The sequence below is a fragment of the Paenibacillus sp. FSL M8-0142 genome (assembly GCF_038597315.1).
Lineage (GTDB): Bacteria > Bacillota > Bacilli > Paenibacillales > Paenibacillaceae > Paenibacillus_AQ > Paenibacillus_AQ lactis.
In genome coordinates, this window is the sequence record NZ_CP152008.1 from 5,780,149 (window position 1) to 5,806,867 (window position 26,719).

Sequence of the window (26,719 nt, forward strand, 5' to 3'; positions counted from 1 at the left end):
ATCTTCATATAGCTTATGACAGCACAGCTTCGAGGACCGCTTCCACATGGCCCTTCACCTTGACCTTGCGCCATTCGCGGGCGAGCCTCCCCTTCTCGTCGATCAGGAAGGTGGAGCGCACGATCCCCATGTACTCGCGGCCAAACATCGTCTTCAACTGCCACACCCCGAACAGCTCGCTTACCTTATGCTCTTCATCAGCAAGAAGCAAATAGGGCAGGCTATGCTTATCGATAAATTTGGCATGGGATTTCAGCGGATCGGGACTGATGCCGATGACGACCGCCCCCGCTTCCTTCAGTGCGCCGTAGTGATCGCGGAAGCTGCAGGCCTCCTCAGTGCACGTGGGCGTCATATTTTTCGGATAAAAAAACAGCACGACCTTGCGTCCGCGAAAGTCGCTCAAGGATACATTCTCTCCGCTTGAAGCCGGGAGGGTAAAATCAGGGACCGGGCTCCCTACTTCAACATGTGATGGTTTCACGATTAAGCTCCTCCTGCTGAACGGGACCTTAGACCCGTAAAATTGATTGTCTTTTCGAAAAAAATTATAATAGAGTGAATGTCGAATGTTCAAATGTTCTATCGATTTTATTCACCAGCGCAATCCGAAAGGAAGAACACAATGACCAAAAAAACAAAGAAGACGATTATATGGAGCATATGTATCGTACTTGCGGCTGTCATCGCCTACGGCACTTATTATGCAGTTTCATTCTATGACGGCCTGCAAAGCTTGAACAAAAGCGGTGAATCCTCTCCGTTCCATGAAATTGAGAAGGTGGATGCCAAAGTCCCTGCGCCTCCGGAATGGGAAGGCACCGAGCCGGTGAATATCCTGCTGATGGGCGTCGATGCCCGCGGCTTCGAGGAAGGGGAAATCCCCCGCTCGGACAGCATGATGGTAGCCTCCATCGACCCGGTTAAGAAAAAAATGTACCTGTTCTCTATTCTGCGCGATACGTACACGGACATACCCGGACATGACCCGAACCGGATCAACACGGCGATCACCCATGGTCCCAATACCGCGATGAAGGCGGTCGGCGATCTGCTCGGCATCCCGATCCAATACTATGTCTACACCGACTTCCAAGGATTTATCAAGCTGGTGGATTCCGTCGGCGGCGTTGATTTTTACGTTGAGAAGGATATGAATTATTCCAGCAAAGCGGACAAGAATGAATATGACATCAATCTGAAGGAAGGCATGCAGCATCTGGACGGCAACGCCGCGCTCCAATACGTCCGTTTCCGTTACGACGCTATGGGCGACTTTACCCGTACCGAGCGGCAGCGCGAGCTGATTAAGGCGGTCGCCAAGAAAATGCAGACGACCACGTCCATTATGAAGCTGCCGGATATTTTGAAATCCGTCAGCCCTTACATCGACACGAATCTCGAGGTCGAAGACATGTGGAAGCTGGCCACCGTCGCATACAAGAGCAGCATGAGCGGCAGCGAGCAGGTCCCTCCGATGAAGCTGCTGAAGGAAGAAACGATCGGCGGTGCAGCTGTCTTGACGGTCGGCAATCCGGACACCTTAAAGCAGTACATTCAGGATATCATGAGCCCGCCGGATCCTGACCCGGAGACCGAGGAAGGCCAAAGCGAAGGCAAGGAGAGCGATCCTGCCGGCAAAGAAAGTAATCCTTCTGCATCGACGTCCACGTCTACATCCACAGAGACAGACCGCAACTAACTTAGCACACTATACAGCATGCAGGACAGGCAGCTTGGAATCTTGGCGGCCTGTCCTGCTTCATGAAGAAAGGAAGTTTTTACACGATGAACACATCCAGAACCCGTTCCGAAGCCTTATACCAGGAAGCTCTTCAGCATATCGTCGGCGGCGTCAACAGCCCCTCCCGCTCATTCAAAGCGGTCGGCGGCGGCGCCCCCGTCTTCATGAAACGCGCAAGCGGCGCCTATTTCTGGGATGAAGACGGCAATCGCTACATCGATTACTTGGCGGCCTATGGACCGATTATTACCGGCCATGCCCATCCGCACATTACGGCCGCCATTACGGCGGCAGCCCAGAACGGCACGCTGTACGGGACGCCGACCGAGCTTGAAATCAAGCTTGCCAAAATGCTGAAGGATGCCATCCCTTCCTTGGACAAGGTGCGCTTCGTCAATTCCGGCACTGAGGCCGTCATGACGACGATCCGCGTTGCACGCGCATATACGAAGCGCAATAAAATCATCAAGTTCGCCGGCTGCTACCACGGCCACTCCGACCTCGTGCTTGTCGCCGCAGGATCAGGACCTTCCACGCTCGGCATTCCGGACAGCGCCGGAATTCCGACAAGCATTGCCCACGAGGTCATTACGGTTCCGTTTAACGATCTTGACAGCCTGCGTGACGCCTTGGAGCAATGGGGTGATGACGTGGCCGCGGTGATGGTCGAACCGATTGTCGGCAATTTCGGCATGGTAATGCCAAAGCCAGGCTTCCTGGAAGGACTGTGCCGGTTGGCCCATGATAACGGCTCGCTCGTCATCTATGACGAGGTCATCAGCGCCTTCCGCTTCCACTACGGCTCTTCCCAGACATACGCAGGTCTGGCGAATCACGAAGCCATTCAGCCGGATCTGACCGCGCTCGGCAAAATCATTGGCGGCGGTCTTCCGATCGGCGCTTACGGCGGCCGGAAGCACGTTATGGAGCAGGTTGCCCCGCTCGGACCTGCATATCAAGCAGGAACGATGGCTGGCAATCCGGCGTCGATCGCCGCAGGGATCGCCTGTTTGGAGGTGCTGCAAGGCGAAGGCGTGTATGAGGAAATGGAGCGTCTGACGATCAAGCTGACCGAAGGGCTGAAGAGCTCGGCGGACCGCCATGGCATTCCGCTCACGATCAACCGGATTCGCGGCTCCTTCTCCACTCATTTCTGCGATCATCCGGTGACCAACTATGATGAAGCCCAGGATACGGACGGCGAGGCCTTCGCTTCCTTCTTCCGCCATATGCTGGACCGCGGCATTAATCTGGCCCCTTCTAAATACGAGGCCTGGTTTATGACGACTGCCCATACGGAAGCGGACATCGATGCAACATTGGAAGCCGCAGAGGCTTCATTTCAAGCCATGAAAGGTTAATGGCATTGATATTTCATGTAGGGAAAATCCTGGAAAGGGGAACCGGAATATGAAGAAGCTGCTGAACAAGTTATAACATGCTGCGTGTCCATATCCCGCTTCCACGGTTCGCATCCGCGGACCTCCTGCCTTAACGGTTCATAAGATTGACCCATTCCAATGAAAACGAAAGGCGGGAACAACGATGAGAAGCGAGCAAGAAATGATGGATTTGATTCTGGGTGTGGCTAAGCGCGATGAACGTGTTCGCGCCGTGACCCTGGAAGGCTCAAGAACGAACCCTAATGTGCCGAAGGATGTATTTCAGGACTATGATATCAGCTTCCACGTCACCGACATGGACAGCTTCATTCAAGACCCGGGCTGGATTGACGTCTTCGGGGAACGCATCATTTTGCAAACGCCCGAAGATATGGCGATGTTCCCTCCTGATCTGGGGAACTGGTTCTCCTATCTGATGCTGTTTACGGACGGGAACCGGATTGACATGACCCTGATTCCCATCGAGGAAAAGGAATCCTACAGCCAGCATGACAAGCTGATCAAGGTGCTTATGGACAAAGACGGGACGTTTCCCGAAATACCGGAGCCGTCGGATGAGGACTATCGCGTCAAACGTCCGTCCGCCGAATTCTTTGCGGACTGCAGCAACGAATTCTGGTGGGTCACCACTTATGTAGCCAAGGGCTTGTGGAGAGAGGAAATTCTGTATGCCCAGGATCACCTGAACAATATTGTTCGGCCGATGCTGATCAAAATGCTGGAATGGCAGGCCGGGGTTCTGACCGGCTTCTCGCTTAGCGTTGGCAAGAATGCCAAGTATCTGAAGCGATACTTGCCCGAGGACAGCTGGAACGAGCTGATGGATACCTACGCCGGGGGAACCTATGACGAGGTCTGGGATGCCCTCTTCGCCGCCGGAGCACTTTTCCGGAAGACGGCGCTGTACGTCGGCGAGCAGCTGGGCTACACGTATGACATGGGACAGGACGGGCGCGTTACCGGCTTCCTGCACCATGTCCGCCAGCTGCCGCGGGATGCGAAGGAAATCTATTAAAATCATGCGGGAAGCTGCTATGCCCGTAATTCGGGTAATAGGATAAGGCAGCCGCTCTCGGCCAGGGCAGACCGGGGACCCGTTTAACCCCGCTCCCAAGGCTATGGGAAGCAGCAAAGAGAGACGCCATTCGCGGCGTCTCTCTTTTATTTTGTACGCTCCCTGTTTTCCCCCTAGCCTCACTTCAGACCTTCGCTCCATCTGCCGGGGCCTCATATTGATCCAAGCCGTTCTCCTGCAAATGAAAACTCGGGAAGTTCTGAGAGAGCCTGTTTGTCACATTAGCACCATGCTGATACGTAATACAGATTGTAAAGGGGTGAAACCACTTGGATGAACCAGCATTCCATCAGATCGTTGCTGATGTTTTGAAGGGAGAGATCGACCAATACGAGCTGATCATGAACCGCTGCAACAAAGCCATCTTCAATTACTGCTACCACATGCTTGGCGATTATGCCGAAGCCGAGGATTGCACCCAGGAGGTTTTCTTGAAGGCGTACCGCCACTTGTCCAAATATGAAACGGACAAGCCCTTCGAGGCCTGGCTTTACCGCATCGCCTGCAACCAATGCATCGACTTGCTGCGGAAACGCAAGCTGTATCGGTACCTCCCCTTTCTATACCAGAAAGACCAGGATAACCGGCATGTCGATCAGGTCATCGAGCACAAGTACTACAATCCGTCCGTGCTCCGGGCGCTGGCCAGGCTGACCGCCGAGGAACGAAGCCTGCTCATCCTGCGCTGCGTCGAGGACAAGAGCTATCACGAGATCAGCCTTATTTTGCAACAAAGCACGACCTATCTCAGGAAAAAGTTCGAGCGGGCCGCCGCCAAGTTCCGCAAACATTACGCCATGGCAGAGGGGGAGGAAACGAATGAGCATGGACAGCGACAAAGACCTGAAACCACTCTTTCAAAGGGTTGAGCCGCCCGGAGCCGCCCTCCAGAAACGCGTTATGCGCCAAATTCGGGAAGAACATATTCAAAAGGAGCGATTGTTCGTGAAAAACAAAGTAAGCATTCTCTTGATCGCCGGCATGCTGCTTACCGCATCGACCGGCTTCGCAGCTGTCAAGTACCATTCTTTAACCAACGGCAAGGGAGAAGTCGTCTATGAGGAGAAATCGAGCGCAGTGTCTCCTCCGCTTAAGGATTATTCCAAAGAGGAACTGGATCGCATCCATCTTATGAATACCGTCTGGGATGAGCAAATCAAGCCGGGCGAAGCCGCCGCCATTTATATTGTGCCGAATAATCCGAACCACGTCATCGATATCAAATCCACTCCGCATGCCGTCAAGGATTTCGATAAGCTGACAAGCATGGTGAACGTGCCCGGCGTACCGCTGGCCAAGGAGATCTCCGCTTCCGCCTCGGACAAATATATGTTCAATAATGCCAGCGTGCACATGGAGCGCGAGACTGACGCAAAGCCGCTGACCGAGCAGGAAAAGGCCGACATCGCGAAGAAACTGCTTACGAAAGCCAAGTCTTCGGGCAAGGATTACGCCCTGATGCCGATACAGTTTACGGACAATTTCTGGCTGTCGACGGTTTATTACACCAGCGGCAGCAAGGAGATCGCCCTGACGATTCTGAATAACGGAGACCACGGCAGCGTGACCTCTTACTGGGACGAGAATATGGACATGATCAACCGGAAGATCGAGATCAACGGGCAGGACGTCCTGCAAAAAACATGGAACGATGGAAGCACGACGCAGCTGGACTGGGCTTATGAGGATCCAAGTACCGGACACCACTACTTGTATACGCTCAGCTCCATGGAGGGAGATGTCCCAGCCGAGGAACTGATCCGTATCGCCGAAACGATCATTCCGAAGGCGGCTTCCAAGTGAGCAGCCGGCTCATATATCACTTGACGCTTTAAAATCATAGACAATTAAACGGAGAATATGAAAAAGGAAAAGAGAGGCGCCAAATCGGCGTCTCTCTTTGGTTCCGCAGCTATGATCAACCTTATCTTAGGGCGGATGCATTTATAAATTAATGAATGCGGTACGCTGTTTGGCGCTGTACTGAACATCGAAGCCAAGACCCGATGCAATGACGGCAAGCGGAACATAGGTCTTGTCTTCCTTGCCTACCTTATGCAGAAACGCAGGCGTATCGATCGGAACGTTCGTGCCGTTTACTTTCACAAACTTCTTGCCGATCGTGACTACAACCGTTTTATCGCCATATGTGATGGTGGCGCTTGAGGTTTTATTCTCCCACTTCGTCGTTGCCCCCACCGCATTAACGATATCTTGAATCGCCACGTAGTTCATATTGTCGCGAAGAATCGGTTTGTACGGCGTAGTGAGCTCCTGTCCCTTGACGACGATCCGCATCGGCTGACCCTGCTCCTGCACCGGCGGCTGCTTATAGCTGCCCCAGATCGTCTCCGCAAATACGGTTGCCATCGTCTCGTAACCGTATTGGTTCGGATGGATATCATCCTTAAGGATATGCGTCATCGTAATCTCAGATCCCACGAAGGCTTCCGCTACATGCGCTACCTTGATATCCGCGCCTTGGTTCGCGAAGCTCGCAGCGATGTCATCCACGAGCTTGGTGAAATGGCCGGCCGCTTCCAGCAGCTTCGCATAAGCAGCCTCGCCCGCCAGTTTAGGGATCGGATTATACTGGTCCGCGATGACGATGGTCGCATCCGGATTCAGCAGCCGCAGATTACCGATGACGGCGGTGACGTTCTCGGTGTACTGTGCAAACAGCTCCTGCAGCTTGGCTGCGAGCTGCTCCTCACTCAGCTTGTCGATCGTGCCGACCAGGCTCATCATATCATTGCCGCCGATGGTAATGGTAATCAGATCCGCTTCGGCGATTGCGGCTTTCGCTTTGGGTGCGTCCGCTCCGATCTGCTTCGCGCGCGGGTCCGCCAGCCCAGGCTGCAGCTCCTCGGCCGTTAGAGAACGTCCATCAACGATGGCCTGGAGGTAATGGTCCAGTCCGTCCGTCTTCAATCCGGCTATCCCTAGATTCGTCACTTCGGTTCTTCCGTAGAAAAGCCCTTGTTCATATAAACGTTCGACGAAACCATACAGCTTGTTCAAATCCACTCCCGGCTCATAACCGACCGTGAGCGAGTCTCCCAGCGCTACAATTTGGTATGTAGTATCCTCCTTTACGCTGCCCCCATCGGCAAACACCGTGGCTGCACCCGGGCCAAGCAGCGTTACGGCCAGCATCAGAAATCCTGTTACCGCTGCCAGCCTCTTCTTCCATTGTTTGAACATGCCTTCACTCTCCCTAGATTTATTCGATACCCTCCTTATTTTACCACCTGCGTCCCTGATTGGGTACAAAGCCCTCCCTTGCAGAACTATCCCTTCCCATTTCTTTTCATGAGCAGGTAAGCAATTAAATAACCTGCGGACGTTACGCCGAACAACGCGAAGATGCCCGGAGTTCCAGCCAAGTACAGACTCGGCAGCACCGACCATAAGAAGGCAATCAGCATTAACGGTTTCCACGGTCCGAACAGCGAGATCAGTGCGATCACACCAGGTAGAAAGAGCATGAGAAAGGTGTTCCGTGCCGCATCTGCATTCACCGTATCCGTATACGGATTGAAAAATATAAGGATGCACCACAACAGCATGGAGCCGATGCCCGATACGGCACCCGCAATATGAAACGTCCGCAGCCCTCTCATCTTCATGACTCCTCACTATAATCCTGTCCTTGAATACATATCTGCTTTTTTGCTCCTGCAGAAAACGCGTGTGTTTTATGCCCTCCGAAGTTCCGCTACTAAGAACGGTATACAAAAAAAAGAAAATGGACAGCCTCCTTAATCGCGCTGTCCATTCCTGTAATGCTTATACAGTTGCTTGCCGTATTCACGGCCTCTAACCGGGCAGAGCCTGACTCCATTCATCAAGAGGACGCATCCCCTTGCTCCTTGCGGCCCTTCTCCAGCTCGGCCTTCGGCTCGTTGCTTTTGCCTGCCTGCTCCATGTATTTGTCGTAACGGCCATCGATTTCCTTCGCGATGCTACGGTATTTCAGTGTTTCTTCCACGATGGGGTCGAGCTGGGTCTGAATCCGGATCTCGTATTTCGGAGAGACCTGACGGCGCTCCTCCTGCTCCCGATCCTTCCTCTCCATCTCGCCTTCAGTCAACATCTCGCTAAGCCGGCGTTCCAAATCCTGATCTGATTTCTCATTCATCTCAGTCATAACTCCTTTAACAAGCTGTTGTAGACGCTGCCACCTTGATACTTCTATCTTACATTACCCTCTACTGCCGGTATCTTATCCGGCTCTTCGTCATTTCCACCTGATCTTCTGCATATTGCCTAGGCCAAGTCAGTCTTAACGAACGGAGCCCTCGCCCGCTTCCTTCAGCGTATCCAGCAAGCCTTGGTGGATCAAGCCGTTGGTCGCCGCTATATTCCGTACGGACAGATCGAACGGACGGCCATCGGTGTCCGTCACCGCTCCGCCGGATTCCTGAACCAGCAGGGCCCCTGCGGCGATATCCCAGGCGCTCAGCCCGTGCTCCCAGTATCCGCTTAAGCGTCCGGCGGCAACGTACGCCAGATGAAGGGCGGCGGAGCCCCCGGCTCTTACATTGCGCACCTTCGGCAAGAGGGCGTGAAGCTCGGCCATGTTCAGCGGCAGATTAACCTTGCTGTCAATCGGGAATCCGGTCGCAAGCAAGCTCTCCGACAGCTGGCTCTCCTTGGATACATACGTAGGATTGCCGTGCACATAGGCCCCTTTTCCCTTCTCGGCCACAAACAATTCGTCCCGCGAAGGATCGTAAATCACCCCGACGATCACTTCTCCGCGATGGGCTAGCGCGATGGAGACGGAATAGAACGGGAAACCATGGACGTAATTCGTCGTCCCGTCAACCGGGTCGATAATCCAGAGATACTCCTCTTCCTGGGCCGCCTTCAGCGCCCGTGCGGCAGCTTCGGCCCCAGGCTCAACCCCTTCCTCTCCTAAAATCGCGTGGTCCGGGAAGTGAGTGAGAATCAGCTTCCGGATCATCTGCTCGGCCCCTTTGTCCACTTCCGTGACAATATCTTGAGGCGATGTTTTGGTGCTGAGCTGTTTCACGGATCCGAGTCTGCTCTTAATCCACTCCCCCGCCTTCGCGGCACAATTAATCGCAACGGCAGTGTAACTCTTACTGCTGACTACATAAGGAGTCTTGTCATTCTCGTTCAAAGCGCTCACTCTACTTTCTATATCAATCTATTGATTGTTAACATCCCTTTATCCTATTCCGGTATTACGAAACAGGAGCGGGCAGCGTTTCTCAAAATTTCGCCTATTTCAACAAAAGTCCGTTCCTTGCGGAGCAGTGAATGCTTGGCGAGAACGAACTTTTCTGCGTGTATGTCATGGGAATCATCCTCTATCTTCCACTTTCACCGTACCTTAAAATCCCTCCGGATGCAAGAGGACCGTCCGCTCGTTCTACTCGTTCTATGGATGGATCTCCACAGAGGCCCCGTCCAAGATCGTGACGCCCTCATTCTTATACTCTGCCAGCTCCTTCATGAGCCCGAACAGAGCGCCGTCCTTCATCTTCGCCTCGATCATGACATCCACCCGCGGCGTTTCTCCTGCAATGTTCCGTAAAAAGGCCAACAGCGGCACCACGTCCACCCCATCGGCATGGCTGCGGATGTCCTCCGGGCTTTTCGGACTGGATACATGGATCTTCGGGGGCAGCGGCTGCCCGGGATCCGACCCGGCCTGGGCGAGCGGCGTCTCCCAAGTGCGAAAGATCTCAGGCCACAGCTCCCATGGCGCTTCGCCGTCATTGTTCACCCATTGGTGGTGAATGTCGAGCACCATCGGAACCCCCGTCGCTTTGGATACCGCCAGCGTCTCCTGTGCCGTAAAGGTCTTATCGTCGTTCTCCAGCGTCAGACGCTCCTTGATACGCTGGTCAAGTTCATGAAAGTGCTCGATGAACCGGGAGGCCGCCGATGGCTTGTCCCCATAAGCGCCTCCGATATGGATGTTGTTTTTCATCGCGGCCGGCAGCCCCATCGCTTCAAGCATATCGACATGTGCGTTCAAGTCGCGTATGGAACTAGCGAGCACCTCAGGCCTGGGCGTACTGAGCACGGTAAAATGGTCCGGATGGAAGGATACCCTCATGCCGTGTTTTTTCACGTAGTCTCCGATCGCCCGAAAGCCTTCCTGCAAGGCAGGGAACGGATCCCAGTCCTGCATATCGTTATGGGTTGCCAGCGGAATCAGCTTGGAGGAAAAGCGGTACACCATAATATCATGCGCTGCGTTGTGCTTCAGCAGGCGAAGCGTATTATGAAGATTTTCATTCGCGATCCGCTCCAGCTTATGTATGCCGGCCTCGCGGTCATTCAGCTTCAGAAAACTCTTCATCGTCATGGTCTTGGAGGGAGAAGCATTCTGAACGACCGTGGACATGGCTACATATCCGAATCTTACGATCATGCATGGTCCCCGAAGAACATTTCGTGAGCCAGCGCCGTCTGGACGCGGGATTCCTCATCCGTCAGCTTGCGGATCAGCTGCAGCTCGACCGAAGTGACTTCGCGTCCTTGGAAATTGATCTCGGATACGCATGCCGTAATCAGCACGATGGCTACCGCCCGGTTATCCGGCGTGTAGGCAATCACCTTCTGTCCGGTCGGAAACACACGAAGGCCGTCCTTCAGCATTTTGCCTCGTCCGTATTCCAGCAGCTCGTAGAGCTCTTGCTCGCTCTTAAACTTGCAGACGGAGTTAAACTCGGTTTGAAATCCCATAAGACCTCTTCCTTTCCTGCTTAAATATTAGACTCAAGGGGAGCCGTGATCAGTTGTTCGCGGACTCCCCCTGGCCATTCATATCCAATTGTAAGTCTTAAGCCTGATTCTCGTAAATCAACGCCTGTTTGCGGTTGTAGCGCTCCAGACCGAGCTCGATCATCCGGTCAAGCAGTTCGCGGTAAGACATGCCTGTCTCCCGCCACAAGAGCGGATACATGCTGAACGGCGTAAAGCCCGGCATCGTATTGACCTCATTGATCAGAATCGCGCCGTCCGACCGGCGGAGGAAGAAGTCCGCGCGGGTGATGCCGCTGCCCTCGATCGCCTTGAAGGCCGATATGGCCAGCTCGCGCAGCCGGTCGGCCGTATCCGGATCGATATCGGCAGGGATCTGCATCTTGGACTGTCCGCTGATATATTTTGCCGCGTAGTCATAGTATTCACTCGAAGAGACGATTTCACCCGGGACCGAAGCCATCGGCTCATCGTTACCGAGTACGCTGACCTCCACCTCGCGGGCATCCACGAATTCTTCAACAATAATCTTGTTGTCGAAGCGAAGCGCGGTTTCAATCGCGGCTTTCAGCTGCTCCCGGTCCTTCGCTTTGGATATGCCGACGCTGGAGCCCAGATTGGCCGGCTTGACGAAGCTCGGGAAGCCCAGTTTGTCCTCAATCCCTTGAAGCAGCTCATGCTGATTGCGCTCCCACTGGGATCTGGTGAAGCTGCAGTATTCGCATTGCGGCAGTCCCGCCTGGGCGAACAGCTTTTTCATGACGACTTTATCCATGCCTGCAGCAGAGGCAAGCACCCCGGTTCCGACATAAGGAATATCCGCCATTTCGAACAGTCCCTGAATCGTTCCGTCCTCACCGAACGTTCCGTGCAGCAGCGGAAACATGATGTCAACTACCGGCTCTTCACTGCCGTACAGTCTGCTGAACACCGCATTCAGCGCGGTACGGGTGCCTTCCCCCTCGGCGAGCTTGAGCTCCTCCTGATCGGAGAACGGCGCCGTCAGCTTCGTGCCGATCCTCCATGCTCCCTGCTTCGAAATATAAAATGGCATGATATCATATTTGTCGAAATCAAAAGCGTTCATGACGGCGAAGGCTGTCGACAGCGACACCTCATGCTCCCCCGATTTCCCTCCGTATACCAAGCCGACCGTTAATTTATCCTGTCCCATGAATAACCTCTCTCTTGTACGTTTTGCAGCATGATGCGCGCACGCCTTAAAAATAATCGGGGATATGATAGAACCGGTACTTGGTCTTGTCATTCCACGCATACGAATCGCGATAGTCCCAGTACCGGTGGCGACTGGACACCGTATGGGCATTCACCAGCGGCATGCCGCCTGCGTCAAACGCCGTGACGATCGTGCTGTGCTGGAAGGCGCCGTCGCCGTCCCAGTCGTACACGATCACATCGCCGAGCATAAGCTGCTCCGGCCGTTCGACCAATTCGCCCCGCAGACCCGTCGTGCTGGTGTACAAGTAATTCGCAAAGCTGTTCGAAACCGCCCAGCTGTAGCTCCACCATTCTCGGCCGCCCACATATCCCTTGTACCACCATCCCGATTCTCTTTTACCAGTATAGTGGATTGGGGCTTTGCCTGCAAAGAGGCACTGGGATATATAATTCGTGCAATCCACATCGAATTCGGCGAACTCCGGATTTCCCGAATCCCACCAGCGGTCCGCATAAGCTGCGGCTGCCTCCCGCTCGTAGCGGCCCGATCTCGGGCTCATTCCCGCCGCATACACACGTCCGTTCATGAACGGAAGCGAAGGCTCGCGCCCGGCCGCAGACGGGTCTGCACTCAGGTTCCCAGCCTGCTGCAGCGGATGGCGTTCGTCCTCCAGCCGCTCGATGCCGACGATCAGCCAGGCGTCGCCGTCGCGGATCAGGGTAAGGCGCTCGCGCGTAACGATATCCTCCCGATGCGTCATCCCTCTTTTTTCATAATAAAAGACGCTGCTGAGCCTGACGTCGGCAACGACGTCATCCTCCGTCTCCCTTAGGATGCGCTGAAGCCGGGCCCGGGTTTCGCTCTTGAGCGGCACAACCTCCCGTTCTTCGTACCATGCTTGGAGCCGGAACTGCCTCTCGCCTCTCTCTACCAAGTAATTCAAATCCGCTACAATTTGCTCTTTCAGGCCTGAAGAATAGTCGACCCGGTTTTGGTTGTATTGATTGACATAAATATATAAGCTTTGCTTCCAAGGCTTCTCCGCTTGCTGCAGACTGCTCATACCTCTCTCCTCCTCTTAACCTGGCCTAACGCACGGTTCCCTATCACAACTATATGAAGCAAGGAAGCGGGCTATGAACCCGCTCCAAGAACAGCCCTCCATGACCGCTTCGGCAGACGCTTGCAGGGACGCTGAAAACAGGCGGATTTTCACCGTTTTGAAATACTTTTCTTCTATAAAAAATGCTTTACGTAGCGGCTTGAAATCGTTATACTTAGAGTGTGTGAATTATGAAATTGGGTTTCATCTAGTGAAACAACTGACAGTTGAACTCAGAAATGACTCAAGGAGGTTCAGGTATGCCAGTAAAGGATCAATTCTCCATCTCGCGCAACCTCGAGGTGGGCGGTAAAAACTATCGTTATTTCAGCCTGCAGGCGCTCGAAGAGCAAGGATACGGCAGCGTGTCCAAGCTTCCGTTCTCGATTCGGGTGCTGCTTGAGGCCGCCGTTCGCCAATTCGACGGACGCGCCATTACAGAAGATCATGTAAAGCTGTTGTCCAAATGGAACGAAGGACGTGACAACAACAAGGAAATTCCGTTCATCCCTGCACGCATCGTACTGCAGGACTTCACCGGAGTACCGGTTGTCGTCGATCTTGCAGCTATGCGCGACACCGTTAAGAAAGCCGGCGGAGATCCGAAGCAGATCAACCCGCTCGTACCGGTTGACCTCGTTATCGACCACTCCGTTATGGTTGATGCTTTCGGTACGGACCAAGCTCTTGAATATAACATGAAAGTCGAGTTTGAGCGCAACGAAGAGCGCTACCGCTTCCTCCGCTGGGCTCAAACCGCTTTCAATAACTTCCGTGCGGTTCCTCCTGGAACAGGTATCGTTCACCAGGTTAACCTGGAATACCTGGCTTCCGTAGCGGCCACGAAGACGGTAGACGGCGAAACGCTCGTATTCCCGGATTCCCTCGTCGGCACCGACTCCCATACTACCATGATCAACGGTCTTGGCGTCGTAGGCTGGGGCGTCGGCGGCATCGAGGCGGAAGCCGGCATGCTCGGCCAGCCGCTCTATTTCGTAACGCCTGAAGTTATCGGCTTCAAATTGACGGGCAGCCTGGCCGAAGGCGCAACGGCAACCGACCTTGCCCTTACCGTCACCGAGCTTCTCCGTAAAAAAGGCGTTGTCGGCAAATTCGTGGAGTTCTACGGCCCTGGCCTCGCCAACATCAGCTTGGCTGACCGTGCAACCGTAGCCAACATGGCTCCGGAATACGGCGCAACCATCGGCTTCTTCCCTGTTGACGACGAGACGCTTGCTTATCTCCGCAACACCGGTCGTACCGATGAGCAGGTTGCACTCGTTGAGAGCTACTACAAAGCGCAGAACATGTTCCGTACGGCCGATACGCCGGACCCTGAGTTCTCCGACGTGATCGAGCTCGACCTCGCTTCCGTCGTGCCGAGCCTTGCCGGTCCGAAGCGTCCGCAAGACCGTATCGAGCTGACTGCAATGAAGCAGAACTTCAACGATATTATCCGTACGCCGATCGACAAGGGCGGATACGGCCTCAGCGACGAGAAGATCGAGCAGACCGTTACCGTTAAGCATAAAGACGGCTCCACAAGCGAAATGGGAACCGGTGCGGTTGTCATCGCGGCTATCACAAGCTGTACGAACACCTCCAACCCAAGCGTTATGCTCGGCGCAGGCCTGCTGGCGAAGAAAGCCGTGGAACGCGGCCTCAAGAAGCCTGGCTATGTGAAGAGCAGCTTGACTCCAGGCTCCCTGGTCGTAACCGACTATCTGGAGAAAGCCGGTCTCCTGCACTACTTGGAATCCCTCGGCTTCTATGTAGCAGGCTACGGCTGTGCAACATGTATCGGTAACTCCGGTCCGTTGCCTGACGAAGTCAGCGAAGCGATCGCCGACAATGACATGACGGTTGCGGCCGTACTGTCCGGTAACCGGAACTTCGAAGGCCGCGTGCACGCTCAGGTTAAAGCCAACTACCTGGCTTCTCCGCCGCTTGTTGTGGCTTACGCGCTTGCAGGAACGGTTAATATCGACCTTCAGAACGATCCGATCGGCTACGATCCAAACAACGAGCCGGTATATTTGAAGGATATCTGGCCAACGAGCGCCGAAATTCGTGAAGCGATCGGCTTGTCCGTCAGCGCGGATGCTTTCCGCAAGAAATACGAGAACGTATTTACAGCCAACGAGCGCTGGAACAAGATCCCTGTGCCGGAAGGCGAGCTGTATGAGTGGGACGATCAATCGACGTACATTCAAAATCCGCCGTTCTTCGAAGGCCTGGGCAATGGCCTGAGCGACATTCAGGACATCAAGGAAGCGCGCGTGCTTGCTCTCTTGGGCGACTCCGTTACGACGGACCATATTTCGCCGGCGGGCAACATTGCAACGAACAGCCCGGCAGGCAAATACCTGAGCGAGCGTGGCGTTGAGCGCAAAGACTTCAACTCCTACGGCTCCCGCCGCGGTAACCATGAAGTCATGATGCGCGGAACGTTCGCCAACATCCGCATCCGCAACCAGGTAGCTCCTGGCACCGAGGGCGGCGTGACCACGTACCTGCCTACGGACGAAGTCATGTCCATCTATGACGCTTCGATGAACTATCAAGCCGGCGGACAGAACCTGATCGTTATCGCCGGTAAGGAATACGGTACGGGAAGCTCCCGCGACTGGGCGGCTAAAGGTACCTACCTCCTCGGCGTCAAAGCCGTTCTGGCCGAAAGCTTTGAACGGATCCACCGCTCCAATCTTGTGGGCATGGGCGTACTTCCGCTCCAGTTCCAAGAAGGACACGGCTGGAAGAGCCTTGGTCTGAACGGACGCGAGACGTTCGATATTATCGGCCTTAGCAATGATGTGAAGCCGGGTCAGGAATTGACCGTTGTCGCTACTCGCGAAGACGGGACCAAGTTCGAGTTCCCGGTAATCGCTCGTCTTGACAGCATGGTCGACGTGGACTACTACCATAACGGCGGTATCCTCCAAACGGTGCTTCGTCAAATGATCGCATCGAACCAGTAACACCTCTCTCTAAAGGCACTTAAGTCTCAGGAACAAATCCCCATCTTTCGGTCTCGGAAGATGGGGATTTTCATATTTGCAGTACCATATTCCTGTTTATTGGAAGTCCCGTTTCAAATAGAGCCGGGAAGGTTAATGGGTACAAACATTGCGGATACTCGAGTGATCCAGGAGGTTTGTACCGATGATCAAAATCCATACGATGACCCCGTTCCACCATCAATATCAACGCCCGCAGCCAATGGTTGCGCCTAAAGCAACAACGAATGCCAAGACGGCTACCTTTCAAGAGATCTTGAATCAGAAAATGAGAGAGGCGACGAAAGGACACCAAGCGAAACGATGATCACCAGGCCTGATTTGTGCGTCCATGAACGTATACTGCCAACGTCTACATAATAGAAACCGCAAACATGAATATCCATCGCTTGGAGCTTGGAACTAAAAAAGGAGATGCACCGGATCTAGTCCGGGTCATCTCCTTTTTTAGCGTACAGGCGGTACTGTTTCCCTGTCCACTTTCACACTTGGGACGAATCCTTCGTCCCTTGAACGATATGCGTACGGCTTAAGATTCCTGGGCAGCCATCACATCATCATTCCCATCTCCCGAGCCGCTTCCTTCAGCACAGGCGCATACTCGCGCAGCTTCTCGGCTGACAAGCGGGTGACCGGCCCCGACATCGAAAGCGCCGCTGCCGCCTTGCCGTAACGGTCGAAGATCGGCACCGATACCGCTGCCGCCCCCGGCTCGCGCTCCTCGATACTGATCGCATAGCCCTTCTGCAATATTTCGGCCAGCTGCTTCCGATACGTCTCACGGTCTACCGACTCGGGCCAATCCGGTGCATTCAGCAGCTCCTCCTGATCCTCCGGCGGCGCAAACGCCACCAGAACCTTGCTGGAAGCGCCGACGGACAGCGGCAGCCTCACGCCTACCTGGGCGACCCGCCGGATGGCCTGGTTGCTCTGTACCGCCTGAATGCGCAAACGCTCCGCACCGTCCCGCAGATACAGGCTTACAGTTTCGCCAAGCCGATCCCGCAGCGCCTCCATTGCCGGCAGCAGCCGAATGGCCGGATCATCGCTCTGTGACAAGTGCATGGACAACTCCCATATTTTCAGACCCAGCCTGTATTTCTCCGTCTCCGGATTCCGCACCACGAATCCCTTGTCTTCCAGCGTTGCCAGCAGGCGGTGAACCGTGCTCTTGTGCAGCCCGATCAGCGAAGAAATCTCGGTCAGAGCGAGCTCACTGTTCTTCGTAAAGCATATTAATATATCAAGAGCCCTTTCAACGGCACGTACAGTTAATTTGCGGTCTTCCATCCCCGACCTGCTCCTCTCCTGTTTCATCACATGAAACCTGGTTACAAGAATTATATGAAAAATTACGGCAGAAGTAAACCATTTGCCAGCTTTACAATTATCGCGGGATTTTGTAAAATTCGGTTCCATCGGCTCCCGGTTACAATATATAGATGAATAAAACCGTTTTGCTATCTATTGCTGATTGAAGGTCGCTCTTTGGATTTTTGCCAAATCCTCATCTAACAAACTTTCGATTTACATTGACATAATAGGCATCCCGGCATACGATTATTATAAAAAATCAGTGTATTTCACTTTCGCGCAATAAAACTATGGTAAGGAGGGGCCATCCATGAGCATGGTAACTGGTCGTAATGCCCCACTCTCCCAAGTCAATGACGCCCCGGCCGAGCTTTCTACAGGCTTGGTGCGGTTCAAGCATATTTTGCTAGCTTTGATTTTATCCGTCGTCTTTTTCCTTATCTTCTGCTTTATAGCGCTGCACGCCTATATTGCCTGGGTGCTGTCGAATCCGACGGTGGCTCCCCTTTACTCCAATCCGAAGCTTGCCAAGGAAATGGATTACGAGAGCGTCACCTTCCATTCCATTGACGGCAAAAGAAATATGAACGGCTGGTATATTCCTGCGGATCATTCGGATAAGACGATTGTGCTCAGCCATGGATATGGAGCCAATCGTGAGGAGACCTGGGTGCCGATGTATGATATCGCTCATTACGCGCACAGCATGAATTATAATGTGCTGATGTTCGACTATGGCTTTGCATCCCAAACCAGCAAGGAGGTAGCTACCGGCGGTAAGGAGGAGAAGCGTCAGCTGCTAGGCGCGATTGAACATGTGAAGCACCGCGGCGCGAAGCAGATTGTCGTCTGGGGGTTCTCGATGGGCGCGGGCACCGCATTACAGGCGGGGCTCGAGACGAAGGATGTTGACGCGATGATTCTGGACAGCACCTTTTTGCTGGAGCCGGACACGCTTTATCACAATATTCACAACCAGATTGATCTTCCAAGGCATCCTTCCTTGGAAATTCTGGAGCTGCTCTTCCCGGTGCTGAATGGAACGAGTCTCGATCAAATCCCTTATAATGAGGTAAAAAAGCATGATTATCCGTTCCCGATCCTGTTCATCCACGGAACTAGGGACGATAAGGCGCCTTACCCGATCGCCGAGAAAATCGCCGCAAACCAGACCCATGAAGATTCCGATTCATGGATTGTGAAGGATGCGCACCACGAGCTTATCTTCCGAGAGCATCCGAAAGAGTATCTGCGCAGAGTCTCCACCTTCCTCGGCAAGCTCGAGGGCCGGGAAGGGCTGCAAGCCCAATAAGTGCTGTACCTTTATAGTGGATGACCTTCTCCCCTGCTGCCGGAACCGGCAGCGGGGGTTTTTATATTGCCTTACATAATACAAGCCCGTCCCGGAATATAGTGACTATGGTGAATGCTATATGGGGAGGGAAATCGATGTTATATATTTACGGCGCGAAGCTGCCGGCCCGTATTCTGGAGGAGATTGCCTTCTGGAAGCTCCAGGAGATGGAGCATACGGATGTCATTAAAGCGATTGTTCCGGGGCTTGAGGAGCCCTACGTGAACGTTTTGGACCAGTGGGCCGTCGTATTCGATCATACGCAAAAAGCCGCCGATGTCCTGCTGCAATATGTTCTCCGCCATCCGGGGCCGCCATCGCCCGAGGTCATCGCACAGGTCGAGCATCTGCTGCGCGTCTCCTTCGAGCAGTCCAGGGAATTCATCCGCCAGCTGGAAGGCATGAAGGATAACAGCCCTGCCGTTCGAACCGTGCCGCTTGCGGAGACGGTATTGCTTCATATCATCCGCGAATCGGAGTACTTCCTTGGCGTTCTGGACACTTTGAATTCTCCAGGAGCGGTGGAACGGTTCATGGAAGAAGCGGCAGCGCCCCCTCCACCCGCGGAAAATAGGGAGCCTCGAGAAAAACGGGAAGATCGGGAAGAACCAGCTTCATCGGCTTCATCAGCCTCCGCTGGGCCCGAGGCCGCGATCCACGGCTTAGCGGATTCGGGCAGCAAGCCGGTCCCGATCGGCGGCCACCGCCTCCCTCCGCTTCCGTACCCGTACAATGCCCTCGAGCCGCATATCGATGAAGCGACGATGCGGGTCCATCACGATGTTCACCACCAGAGCTATGTGGACGGGTTGAACAAAGCCGAGAAAAAGCTTGAGGAAGCGCGCAAGAGCGGCAACTTCGAGCTTGTGAAGCATTGGGAGCGTGAGCTCGCCTTCCACGGCGCCGGACATTACCTGCATACCCTTTTCTGGAGCATCATGAACCCGAAGGGCGGCGGCATGCCAGAGGGAGAGCTTGCCCAGCAGATCAAGAAGGATTTTGGCAGCTTTGAACGGTTCAAGAAGCATTTTAGCGAGGCGGCTGAGAAGGTGGAAGGCGGCGGCTGGGCCATCCTTGTCTGGAGCCCGCGCAGCCATCGTCTGGAAATATTACAGGCCGAGAAGCATCAGAACCTCTCCCAGTGGGATGTGGTTCCTCTCCTCGCTCTCGATGTATGGGAGCATGCCTATTACTTGAAGCATCAAAGCAAGCGTAAAGACTACATCAGGGATTGGTGGAACGTCGTGTACTGGCCCGAAGTGGCCGAGCGGTTCAAGCATGCAAGCAAGCTGAAATGGAAGCCGTTTTAATGATGAACCGATCCTAACCGCTTCATGGCAGCCCGTCAAATTGAGACTGCTATCAGAGTCCGCCCTCCTTGCTTCGTAACCGAGGCTTAGGGAGGGCTTTTATCTTCTTCTATCTAATCTGGAAAGCTCAACATCAGGTATTGCCGAACCGGGCCCGACAGGACTTTATTACCATGTTTCTGGTTATTTAATACGTTGTTTGCTGCAGTCTCCCAGTCTATGATAATACAGTAAGCATTTTACTGGGACTAAGCATGGGTATGAGGATCAAAGAGTCTACTGAAGGGATGAAACGAGAATGGATATGCGTTCCGGATGGAAGATCCTGTTCATTTGTTTTATTTTAGCCACGTTCATGATAGGAGGATGCCAAAGCATGAAATCCGGTAAATCCGGCGATCCGGAGATTGCGGCGAGCGAGGATCAGCTCATGGCCCAAACGAAGGAGACCGCCATTCAATTTTTCAAGGATCAATACGGCCTGGAGGTCGAAGTTACAGGTCAGAAGAAGATGCCTTCCTATGTAGCGGATGAGATCGATGTCGAGGGCCACGTCAAAGGGCATAAAGATCAGACGTTCAACATTTCGGTGAACTACAAGACGTTTGAAACCAAGAACTTTGTCATGAGCCCGGAGCTGAAAGAAGTCATTGAAGCCAATAAGAAGAAGTAAACTTCAATTATGGAGGAAGCGTCATGGTCGATGATGAAACGTATAACAAGTTATCACGGTTAGCTTATAAGGACTTAAAGGAAGGCGCACAGATCGAGGATCTGCCCGATTGGGAAGTGCTGGAGGATACGAAGAGCCATGCCGTTTCGGGATTCGATGCCGTTACGTTCGTGAACCGGCAGACCGGTGAGGCTGTCATCGCTTACCGCGGAACCGAGGGAGAAGCCGAGTTATCCACCTCCGGTCCTGACCTGCTAAATGATGTTGGGATCGGCCTTGGAGAGCTTGGAAGAAAGGTAGAAATCGAAAGGCCGTTCGATGAGCAGATCACCAAATTCGAGGACGCTGTGGGAATCACAGGCCTGAACGATTGGGTCGGTGAACAATCCAGAAACCTTATGAAAAAAGCCGATGTCCTCGGCACAAACCAAATGTTTCAGGCTGAAGACTATGCCAGGGAAATGCAGGAGAAGCACCCGGACTTAAACTTCACGCTGACCGGCCACTCGCTTGGCGGCGCCAACGCCCAGTATGCAGCAGCTTATACCGGCCTGCCCGCCGTCACCTTCAGTGCCCCCTCCGTCATTGGGAGCCTTTCCCCGGAAGCCCGGAGAATGGCCGAGAACGGCGAGTTTGATTCCCAGATCATTAACTTTGCCCACCCGGGCGATATCGTTGCCAGCGGCACCTTCGGCGGGTATGAGGGTCATGTGGGATCGACTTATTACATCGACTCCAACTATGAGGATGCCAACGACGGGGTCAGCCTGTGGGACAAGATCGGCAACACCTTCGGCGGGCCCAATTACCACCAGCTCGATCGCTATAAATTCGAGAATGGTTACATATCCAACCCGCTCTATGACGGTGAAACCGGTAAGCCTGTCGATTCACCCCGAGTTCCTTCGGACAGCGGGCTCTTCCAATCGCTTCATGGGATGATGAACGGAATGATGGCTGGTATCCACGGCTCGCTTCTGGGCGCAGCCGGAGCAGCCGCAATGGCGGGCCAATCGGCAGGAGCCGGCACCATTGAGGTGACCCCCGCGGAGCTGCGCAGCGTTGCGGAAACGTGGAGGGCCAATGCCCAGCAGAGCCAGAGCGAGCTGGAGGGGATCCGTCAGCGGCTTGCCAGAACGATGTATTCCAGCCACAGCAGACGGCTCCAGCCGATTGTGCAGCAGCTGGATGCTTCGATTATGTCGTTGAGCCAGTGGCATATACAGCATACGACCGACATGGTCCAGTACATTAAGTACAAGGCGGATCTGTTCGAACAGACGGATCGCAGCGGATAACAGCCCATTTACAAGTCTTCTGGAGGGATCAATTGATGAGTCAGGAAATATTGCTAGAGCTGGATGACTTGCTTCAGGCTGAACGCGAGCTGTCCAGGCTGCTTGCCCTCTTTCGGCAGGATGAACAGGAAGCAAGGGCGATGTACGCCCGCCTCTCGGATTGGAGGGGGCAATCGGCCAATGTGCTGCGCGATCAGATCGAGCTCTTCTTCAGTGAGATGTCCAGGCGGATTCATGAGCTGGAGCTGCAGAAAGCGGAGCTGATCCGTTACGTCCAGCATATGAAGCAGGTGGATGGCTCAAGATAGCCGGCCGTGATGCTGTTTAACCTTAAGCGCCAAGACATCCCCTATAGAGCAATCATGGATCTGCCGAATCTAAAAGAACGGAGCATCCCCCATAATCCTTTCGTTTCCTGAAACGGTGGAATAACAACAACGGCTGGACCATCTACGGGTCCAGCCGTTGTTCACTGCACTATGGTTTATTCCTTGATTAATGACAGAAACTCCGAACGCTGTGCAGCATCGCTTTGGAACGTTCCCCGTACGGCAGAGGTCACCGTCTTGCTTCCCGGTTTCTTCACGCCGCGGGCGCACATGCACAGATGCTCCCCTTCCACAACGACCATTACGCCGCTCGGTTGGAGCTCCTCCACAATAATGTTCGCAATTTGCGACGTGATGCGTTCCTGAACCTGAAGACGGCGCGTAACCGCCTCAACCAGACGAGCCAGCTTGCTCAGTCCCGCGATCTTCCCGCTCGGCACATAGCCGATATGAACCTTGCCGAAGAATGGAGCCATATGATGCTCGCACTGGCTGTAATATACGATATCCTTCACGATGACAAGCTCTTCATGCTGTTCATCGAAGGTTACTCCCAGTACATCCTTCGGATCCACGGAATATCCCGCGAAAATCTCCTCATACATCCGGGTGACACGGGCCGGTGTCTCCAGCAGCCCTTCACGCTGCGGATCTTCACCGATCAGCTTCAAAATTTGCTCGATATGGTATTCGATCTGCTCCCGGTTTTCTACAACTTTATCGTTAACATAATCCTTTACACCTGCCACAGTACATCCCCCTTTCCGCCTACAACCAGGTAAACGGTATCCGTATTTTATGCTTGTTCAATCCGTATGCTTACGCTGCCGGGCAGCACCCGAAAGCGATCGAATGAACAGCCACATATAACCGCTGTTAGCAGTCTTCACTAAATAGAAGCGCCCCCTCCGTCAAATGGATAAACGAAGGCGGCCCTCCTATTCATTAGCCTTTGCGTTTGCGGCCTTGCCCTTTGCCGGGCATCGGCTGGTTTTTCATCATTTGCTGAGCGCGCTGCATCTGCTTGCTGTTCAGGTTGTAGCCCATTTGCTTTGCCATTTTTTGCAGCATTTCCGGATCGTTCTGCATCTTCTCCAGCTGCTTACGCAGATAGAATGCCCCGATAAAGAAGCCCGCAACCAGACCCACGATCAGCGTAACAATCGGAATGACGATATTCATGCTTGACCACCTTTAATCATGCTAATATTTACCATTTCATGGCACATACACGAACTTATCATAGCATGTCCCATGAAGGACAGCAAATGAAAAATCCGGATATGCGCGGGCGGCCATACGAGGCATTCCAAGAAGAATGACGCGCGTTTACCGGCCCAGCGTAATGCCCTCGATCGCCAGCAAGGTCCGTTTGATTTCCGGTCCGCCGGCGTAGCCGATCAGCGCACCGTCCGCTCCAACGACGCGGTGGCACGGCACGACGATTGGCACCGGATTTTTGTTGTTGGCCCCGCCGACCGCCCGAACCGCCTTCGGACGTCCGATCGATTCCGCGATGTCCTTATAAGAACATACGGTTCCATAAGGAATGGATTTCAACGCCTCCCATACCTGGAGCTGGAACGAGGTTCCCCGCATATCCAGCGGAAGGGTGAATTCCTTCAGCTCTCCTGCAAAATACCGCTTCAGCTGATCCGTTACCGGAGCCAGGCGGGCTTCATCCCGCTCATAGCCACCGTTGCCGGACCAGGTGCGGCACCACTGCTGAATGACCGCTTCCTTCACATGGAAGCTCCCGAATTCGATAAGGCACAGTCCCTTCTCCGTCGCGCAGACGGTCAGCGTACCGATCGGGGATTGGAGCTCATCATAATACAATACCTCCGGCCCTCCCTCGGGAACGGCCATCGGCTCAACCCCCTGGATAGCAGGCAGCGGCTGCTCCGGCTCGGCGGCTGCATTCCCGGCTGAAGCTTTCCCTGCCGCCGCTCCGGCAGAGCCTTGTTCCTCCGCTGCCTCCGGCACCGGGGCAGCCGATTCGCTCCGTGTATTCTCCGATGTCGCTGCATCGGCATTGAGTTTCGCTAAGGCTTGCTGCAGCATGTCCCGTACTTGGGGATCCCCTTCGGTTTTCATGCTTTTCTCTAAGTTGTTCAACGCTTCTTCGCCTCCAATGCGGCCCAGAGCCCATGCGGCGGTTCCCCGCAGCTCAGGGCGCGGATCCTTCAGCAGCACCTCGCTCAGCTTCGGTACTGCCGAAATGTCTTTAAAATTGCCAAGGGCAATGACGGCATTGCGCTGGATCGGCTTTCTGCCTCTCCAGGCCGCAGCCGTATCGCCGAACGTCTCCTTGAATTCGCGGTTGCTCATATCCAGAATCGGCAGGAGCAGCGGCTTGGCTTTTTCCGGATCGGGCTGGAGCTCCTCATGATGCGTCCAGTTCTTCCCCCGATTCTTCGGACAAACGATTTGACAAGTATCGCAGCCGTACAGACGGTTGCCGATCTTCCGCATCACTTCTTCGCTCAGAAACCCTTTGGTCTGCGTCAGGAAAGAGACACACCGCTGGGCATTCAGCTGTCCGGGTCCGACCAGCGCGCCCGTTGGACAGGCGTCGATGCATTTGGTGCATTCGCCGCAGTCTTCCGTAACCGGCTGATCCGGCGGAAACGGAATATTCGTGACCATTTCGCCAAGATAGATCCATGACCCGAACTTGGGAGAGATGATCGCGCAGTTCTTGGCGCTGAAGCCGATTCCGGCCCGCTCCGCAACCGCCCTGTCGACCAGCGCACCCGTGTCGACCATGCTTTCCAGCACCGCATCCGGCACCCGCTCCCGTATAAAAGCTTCCAGCCGGCTCATCGCCTCCCGAAGCACATGGTGGTAGTCTCTTCCCCAAGCAGAACGGGCCATTATCCCCCGGTACTTGCCGGGTTCGGATTTCGGCGGATTTTCCATCTTGGAGGGGTACGCCACCGCAATAGCGATTAGCGAAGCAGGCTCGGTTCCCGGCAAGGCGGGCGTGACCCGCTTATCCAGATCCGGCTCCTCGAATCCCGATTCGTAGCCCTTGTCGCGATGGTTCTGTAATATGCCTCGCAACGATACGAACGGCTCCGCCGAAGCGAACCCGATATCATCGATGCCCAGCTCCGGTGCAGCAGTCTTAAGCTCCTGCTTGAGCTCCTCCCATACCGAAGGCGGAGGAGCATACGAGCCAAGTGTGTAGGTCATCTCCAGCGCCTCCTTTCGTTAGGTTGAAGCTTTATTTTTGGCTACAGCTTTTTAATTTCCGACAGCGGCCAGAATATGAATTCGGCTCTGCCCACAATATCCGATTCCTTAACGCTTCCGAACATGCGGCTGTCCTTGCTCTTTCCGAGGTGGCGGTTGTCGCCCATCACGAAATACCGTCCCTCTTCCAGCTTCACCGGTTTAAAGCCCGGATCCTCAATGGGGACGTCCGTATACTCCTCGTCCTGCGGGACACCGTTCACATACAGCTTCTGATTCTTCACCTCAATTGTATCCCCGGGCACGCCGACAATACGTTTAACAAGAAACTCTTTCTTATCCGGACCGTCGCTCGGGTCCTTCAGCACGATGACATCACCATGCTTGGGCTCTGCAAAGCGGTAGACCACTTTATTGATAAACAGCCGCTCCGATGCGGTCAGCGTTGGCTGCATGGATTCGCCCTTAACCGTCGACAAATTAAACACAAACATATTAAGAAGCACCATAATAACAAAGGCAATTGCGATCGTCTTGACCCAATCCCATAGCTCGGCGGCCCAGCCGTTCTTTCCGCCAGTCTGCTGGCGCGGCTCGCTGCTTTGTCCGTTCTCGGCTGAATCCGGAGGAATCACTTGTCCCATACTACACCTACTTTACTTCGATTTCACCTTCGAACCTCGACAGGCGGCACCTTCAAAATTGGGGTACATTAATAGAAAAGCATATCTCCCCTCCATTTGCAACGGCTGAAAGATATGCTTCATATAGAGGTCATTCAAAAAGTCCCCTTTTGATCACGAAGAAGATCAGGCGGCGGATTCCTAAGCGAATCCGGCATGCATGCTCGAAAAATCGCTGCTCCTCCGGCGTTCCTGCGATTGCCGCTGCTGTGCTTCTGACGGCCCTTCGCCTTCATTCGCGCTGAAAAGTTGGCTTTTTGAAATCACACACTATGGAAAAATTTAATGATTTATC

General features: G+C 54.0%; 26 protein-coding genes. 12 read left to right on the forward strand and 14 right to left on the reverse strand.

From position 1 onward, the window contains the following. Window positions 1-13 precede the first annotated feature (13 nt). Window positions 14-487, reverse strand: a complete 474-nt coding sequence (bcp, locus tag NSQ46_RS26215; RefSeq protein ID WP_040740367.1) for a thioredoxin-dependent thiol peroxidase — start codon at window positions 485-487, stop codon at window positions 14-16. Window positions 488-625: 138 nt separating this feature from the next. Between bcp and NSQ46_RS26220 the strand changes: the two genes are divergently transcribed. From NSQ46_RS26220 to NSQ46_RS26240, 5 genes are all read left to right on the forward strand, one after another. After that, complete coding sequence (locus tag NSQ46_RS26220; protein WP_007133035.1) at window positions 626-1,702, forward strand: LCP family protein; 1,077 nt, start codon at window positions 626-628, stop codon at window positions 1,700-1,702. Between the two features lie 86 nt (window positions 1,703-1,788). Continuing rightward, window positions 1,789-3,105, forward strand: coding sequence for a glutamate-1-semialdehyde 2,1-aminomutase (locus tag NSQ46_RS26225; RefSeq protein WP_007133036.1), 1,317 nt, complete (start codon window positions 1,789-1,791; stop codon window positions 3,103-3,105). A 184-nt stretch (window positions 3,106-3,289) separates the two neighbouring features. Continuing rightward, window positions 3,290-4,162 carry an aminoglycoside 6-adenylyltransferase gene (locus NSQ46_RS26230; RefSeq protein WP_007133037.1) on the forward strand — a complete coding sequence of 291 codons (873 nt, stop codon included), beginning with the start codon at window positions 3,290-3,292 and terminating at the stop codon, window positions 4,160-4,162. A 329-nt stretch (window positions 4,163-4,491) separates the two neighbouring features. Next, window positions 4,492-5,091, forward strand: a complete 600-nt coding sequence (locus NSQ46_RS26235; RefSeq protein WP_007133038.1) for a sigma-70 family RNA polymerase sigma factor — start codon at window positions 4,492-4,494, stop codon at window positions 5,089-5,091. A gap of 76 nt (window positions 5,092-5,167) precedes the next feature. Further along, window positions 5,168-6,025 (forward strand): DUF4367 domain-containing protein, encoded by an 858-nt coding sequence (locus tag NSQ46_RS26240; RefSeq protein ID WP_244152808.1) that lies wholly within the window; start codon window positions 5,168-5,170, stop codon window positions 6,023-6,025. Between the two features lie 141 nt (window positions 6,026-6,166). Here the strand turns inward: NSQ46_RS26240 and NSQ46_RS26245 are convergent, their stop codons facing one another. The 8 genes from NSQ46_RS26245 to NSQ46_RS26280 form a co-directional block, all read right to left on the reverse strand. Continuing rightward, window positions 6,167-7,426, reverse strand: a complete 1,260-nt coding sequence (locus NSQ46_RS26245; protein ID WP_007133040.1) for a stalk domain-containing protein — start codon at window positions 7,424-7,426, stop codon at window positions 6,167-6,169. Between the two features lie 86 nt (window positions 7,427-7,512). After that, the gene (locus NSQ46_RS26250; RefSeq protein WP_007133041.1) at window positions 7,513-7,845 is read right to left on the reverse strand and encodes a hypothetical protein; all 333 of its coding nucleotides are present in this window, start codon (window positions 7,843-7,845) and stop codon (window positions 7,513-7,515) included. Window positions 7,846-8,069: 224 nt separating this feature from the next. After that, entirely contained in the window at window positions 8,070-8,363 is a 294-nt protein-coding gene (locus NSQ46_RS26255) for a hypothetical protein (RefSeq protein WP_007133042.1), read from the reverse strand. A gap of 144 nt (window positions 8,364-8,507) precedes the next feature. Then, window positions 8,508-9,371, reverse strand: coding sequence for an inositol monophosphatase family protein (locus NSQ46_RS26260; RefSeq protein ID WP_007133043.1), 864 nt, complete (start codon window positions 9,369-9,371; stop codon window positions 8,508-8,510). Window positions 9,372-9,632: 261 nt separating this feature from the next. Next, the gene (gene uvsE / locus NSQ46_RS26265; RefSeq protein ID WP_342575307.1) at window positions 9,633-10,634 is read right to left on the reverse strand and encodes a UV DNA damage repair endonuclease UvsE; all 1,002 of its coding nucleotides are present in this window, start codon (window positions 10,632-10,634) and stop codon (window positions 9,633-9,635) included. Next, window positions 10,631-10,948 carry a hypothetical protein gene (locus tag NSQ46_RS26270; RefSeq protein ID WP_007133045.1) on the reverse strand — a complete coding sequence of 106 codons (318 nt, stop codon included), beginning with the start codon at window positions 10,946-10,948 and terminating at the stop codon, window positions 10,631-10,633. Before NSQ46_RS26270 ends, uvsE begins: the two co-directional genes overlap by 4 nt. A gap of 97 nt (window positions 10,949-11,045) precedes the next feature. After that, on the reverse strand, window positions 11,046-12,140 hold the full coding sequence (locus tag NSQ46_RS26275) for a D-alanine--D-alanine ligase (RefSeq protein ID WP_007133046.1): 1,095 nt from the start codon (window positions 12,138-12,140) through the stop codon (window positions 11,046-11,048). A 46-nt stretch (window positions 12,141-12,186) separates the two neighbouring features. Then, complete coding sequence (locus tag NSQ46_RS26280; RefSeq protein ID WP_007133047.1) at window positions 12,187-13,209, reverse strand: amidase domain-containing protein; 1,023 nt, start codon at window positions 13,207-13,209, stop codon at window positions 12,187-12,189. A gap of 299 nt (window positions 13,210-13,508) precedes the next feature. On the opposite strand from NSQ46_RS26280, the gene acnA reads away from it, so the two are divergent. Continuing rightward, complete coding sequence (gene acnA / locus NSQ46_RS26285) at window positions 13,509-16,226, forward strand: aconitate hydratase AcnA (protein ID WP_007133048.1); 2,718 nt, start codon at window positions 13,509-13,511, stop codon at window positions 16,224-16,226. Window positions 16,227-16,410: 184 nt separating this feature from the next. Beyond that, the gene (locus NSQ46_RS26290) at window positions 16,411-16,572 is read left to right on the forward strand and encodes a hypothetical protein (RefSeq protein ID WP_007133049.1); all 162 of its coding nucleotides are present in this window, start codon (window positions 16,411-16,413) and stop codon (window positions 16,570-16,572) included. 242 nt (window positions 16,573-16,814) lie between these two features. Here NSQ46_RS26290 and NSQ46_RS26295 read toward each other — a convergent pair whose 3' ends face one another. Then, window positions 16,815-17,555, reverse strand: a complete 741-nt coding sequence (locus NSQ46_RS26295) for an IclR family transcriptional regulator (protein ID WP_007133050.1) — start codon at window positions 17,553-17,555, stop codon at window positions 16,815-16,817. A gap of 334 nt (window positions 17,556-17,889) precedes the next feature. On the opposite strand from NSQ46_RS26295, the gene NSQ46_RS26300 reads away from it, so the two are divergent. From NSQ46_RS26300 to NSQ46_RS26320, 5 genes are all read left to right on the forward strand, one after another. Then, on the forward strand, window positions 17,890-18,891 hold the full coding sequence (locus NSQ46_RS26300) for an alpha/beta fold hydrolase (protein WP_007133051.1): 1,002 nt from the start codon (window positions 17,890-17,892) through the stop codon (window positions 18,889-18,891). A gap of 137 nt (window positions 18,892-19,028) precedes the next feature. Next, entirely contained in the window at window positions 19,029-20,243 is a 1,215-nt protein-coding gene (locus NSQ46_RS26305) for a Fe-Mn family superoxide dismutase (RefSeq protein ID WP_028406128.1), read from the forward strand. A gap of 376 nt (window positions 20,244-20,619) precedes the next feature. Next, window positions 20,620-20,916: a hypothetical protein gene (locus NSQ46_RS26310; protein ID WP_028406127.1), complete on the forward strand. Its 297-nt coding sequence runs from the start codon at window positions 20,620-20,622 to the stop codon at window positions 20,914-20,916. A 23-nt stretch (window positions 20,917-20,939) separates the two neighbouring features. Next, window positions 20,940-22,214, forward strand: coding sequence for a hypothetical protein (locus NSQ46_RS26315; RefSeq protein ID WP_342575310.1), 1,275 nt, complete (start codon window positions 20,940-20,942; stop codon window positions 22,212-22,214). Window positions 22,215-22,249: 35 nt separating this feature from the next. After that, a complete protein-coding gene (locus tag NSQ46_RS26320) occupies window positions 22,250-22,522 on the forward strand; it encodes a hypothetical protein (RefSeq protein ID WP_007133055.1) in 273 nt (90 codons plus the stop codon). 176 nt (window positions 22,523-22,698) lie between these two features. On the opposite strand, the gene folE is transcribed toward NSQ46_RS26320, so the two are convergent. The 4 genes from folE to lepB form a co-directional block, all read right to left on the reverse strand. Beyond that, the gene (folE, locus tag NSQ46_RS26325; RefSeq protein WP_007133056.1) at window positions 22,699-23,292 is read right to left on the reverse strand and encodes a GTP cyclohydrolase I FolE; all 594 of its coding nucleotides are present in this window, start codon (window positions 23,290-23,292) and stop codon (window positions 22,699-22,701) included. Window positions 23,293-23,488: 196 nt separating this feature from the next. Further along, a complete protein-coding gene (locus NSQ46_RS26330; protein ID WP_007133057.1) occupies window positions 23,489-23,725 on the reverse strand; it encodes a YneF family protein in 237 nt (78 codons plus the stop codon). Between the two features lie 147 nt (window positions 23,726-23,872). Next, window positions 23,873-25,741 carry a tRNA epoxyqueuosine(34) reductase QueG gene (gene queG / locus NSQ46_RS26335; RefSeq protein ID WP_342575312.1) on the reverse strand — a complete coding sequence of 623 codons (1,869 nt, stop codon included), beginning with the start codon at window positions 25,739-25,741 and terminating at the stop codon, window positions 23,873-23,875. A gap of 41 nt (window positions 25,742-25,782) precedes the next feature. Then, the gene (gene lepB, locus NSQ46_RS26340; protein WP_007133059.1) at window positions 25,783-26,385 is read right to left on the reverse strand and encodes a signal peptidase I; all 603 of its coding nucleotides are present in this window, start codon (window positions 26,383-26,385) and stop codon (window positions 25,783-25,785) included. Between the last annotated feature and the right edge of the window lie 334 nt (window positions 26,386-26,719).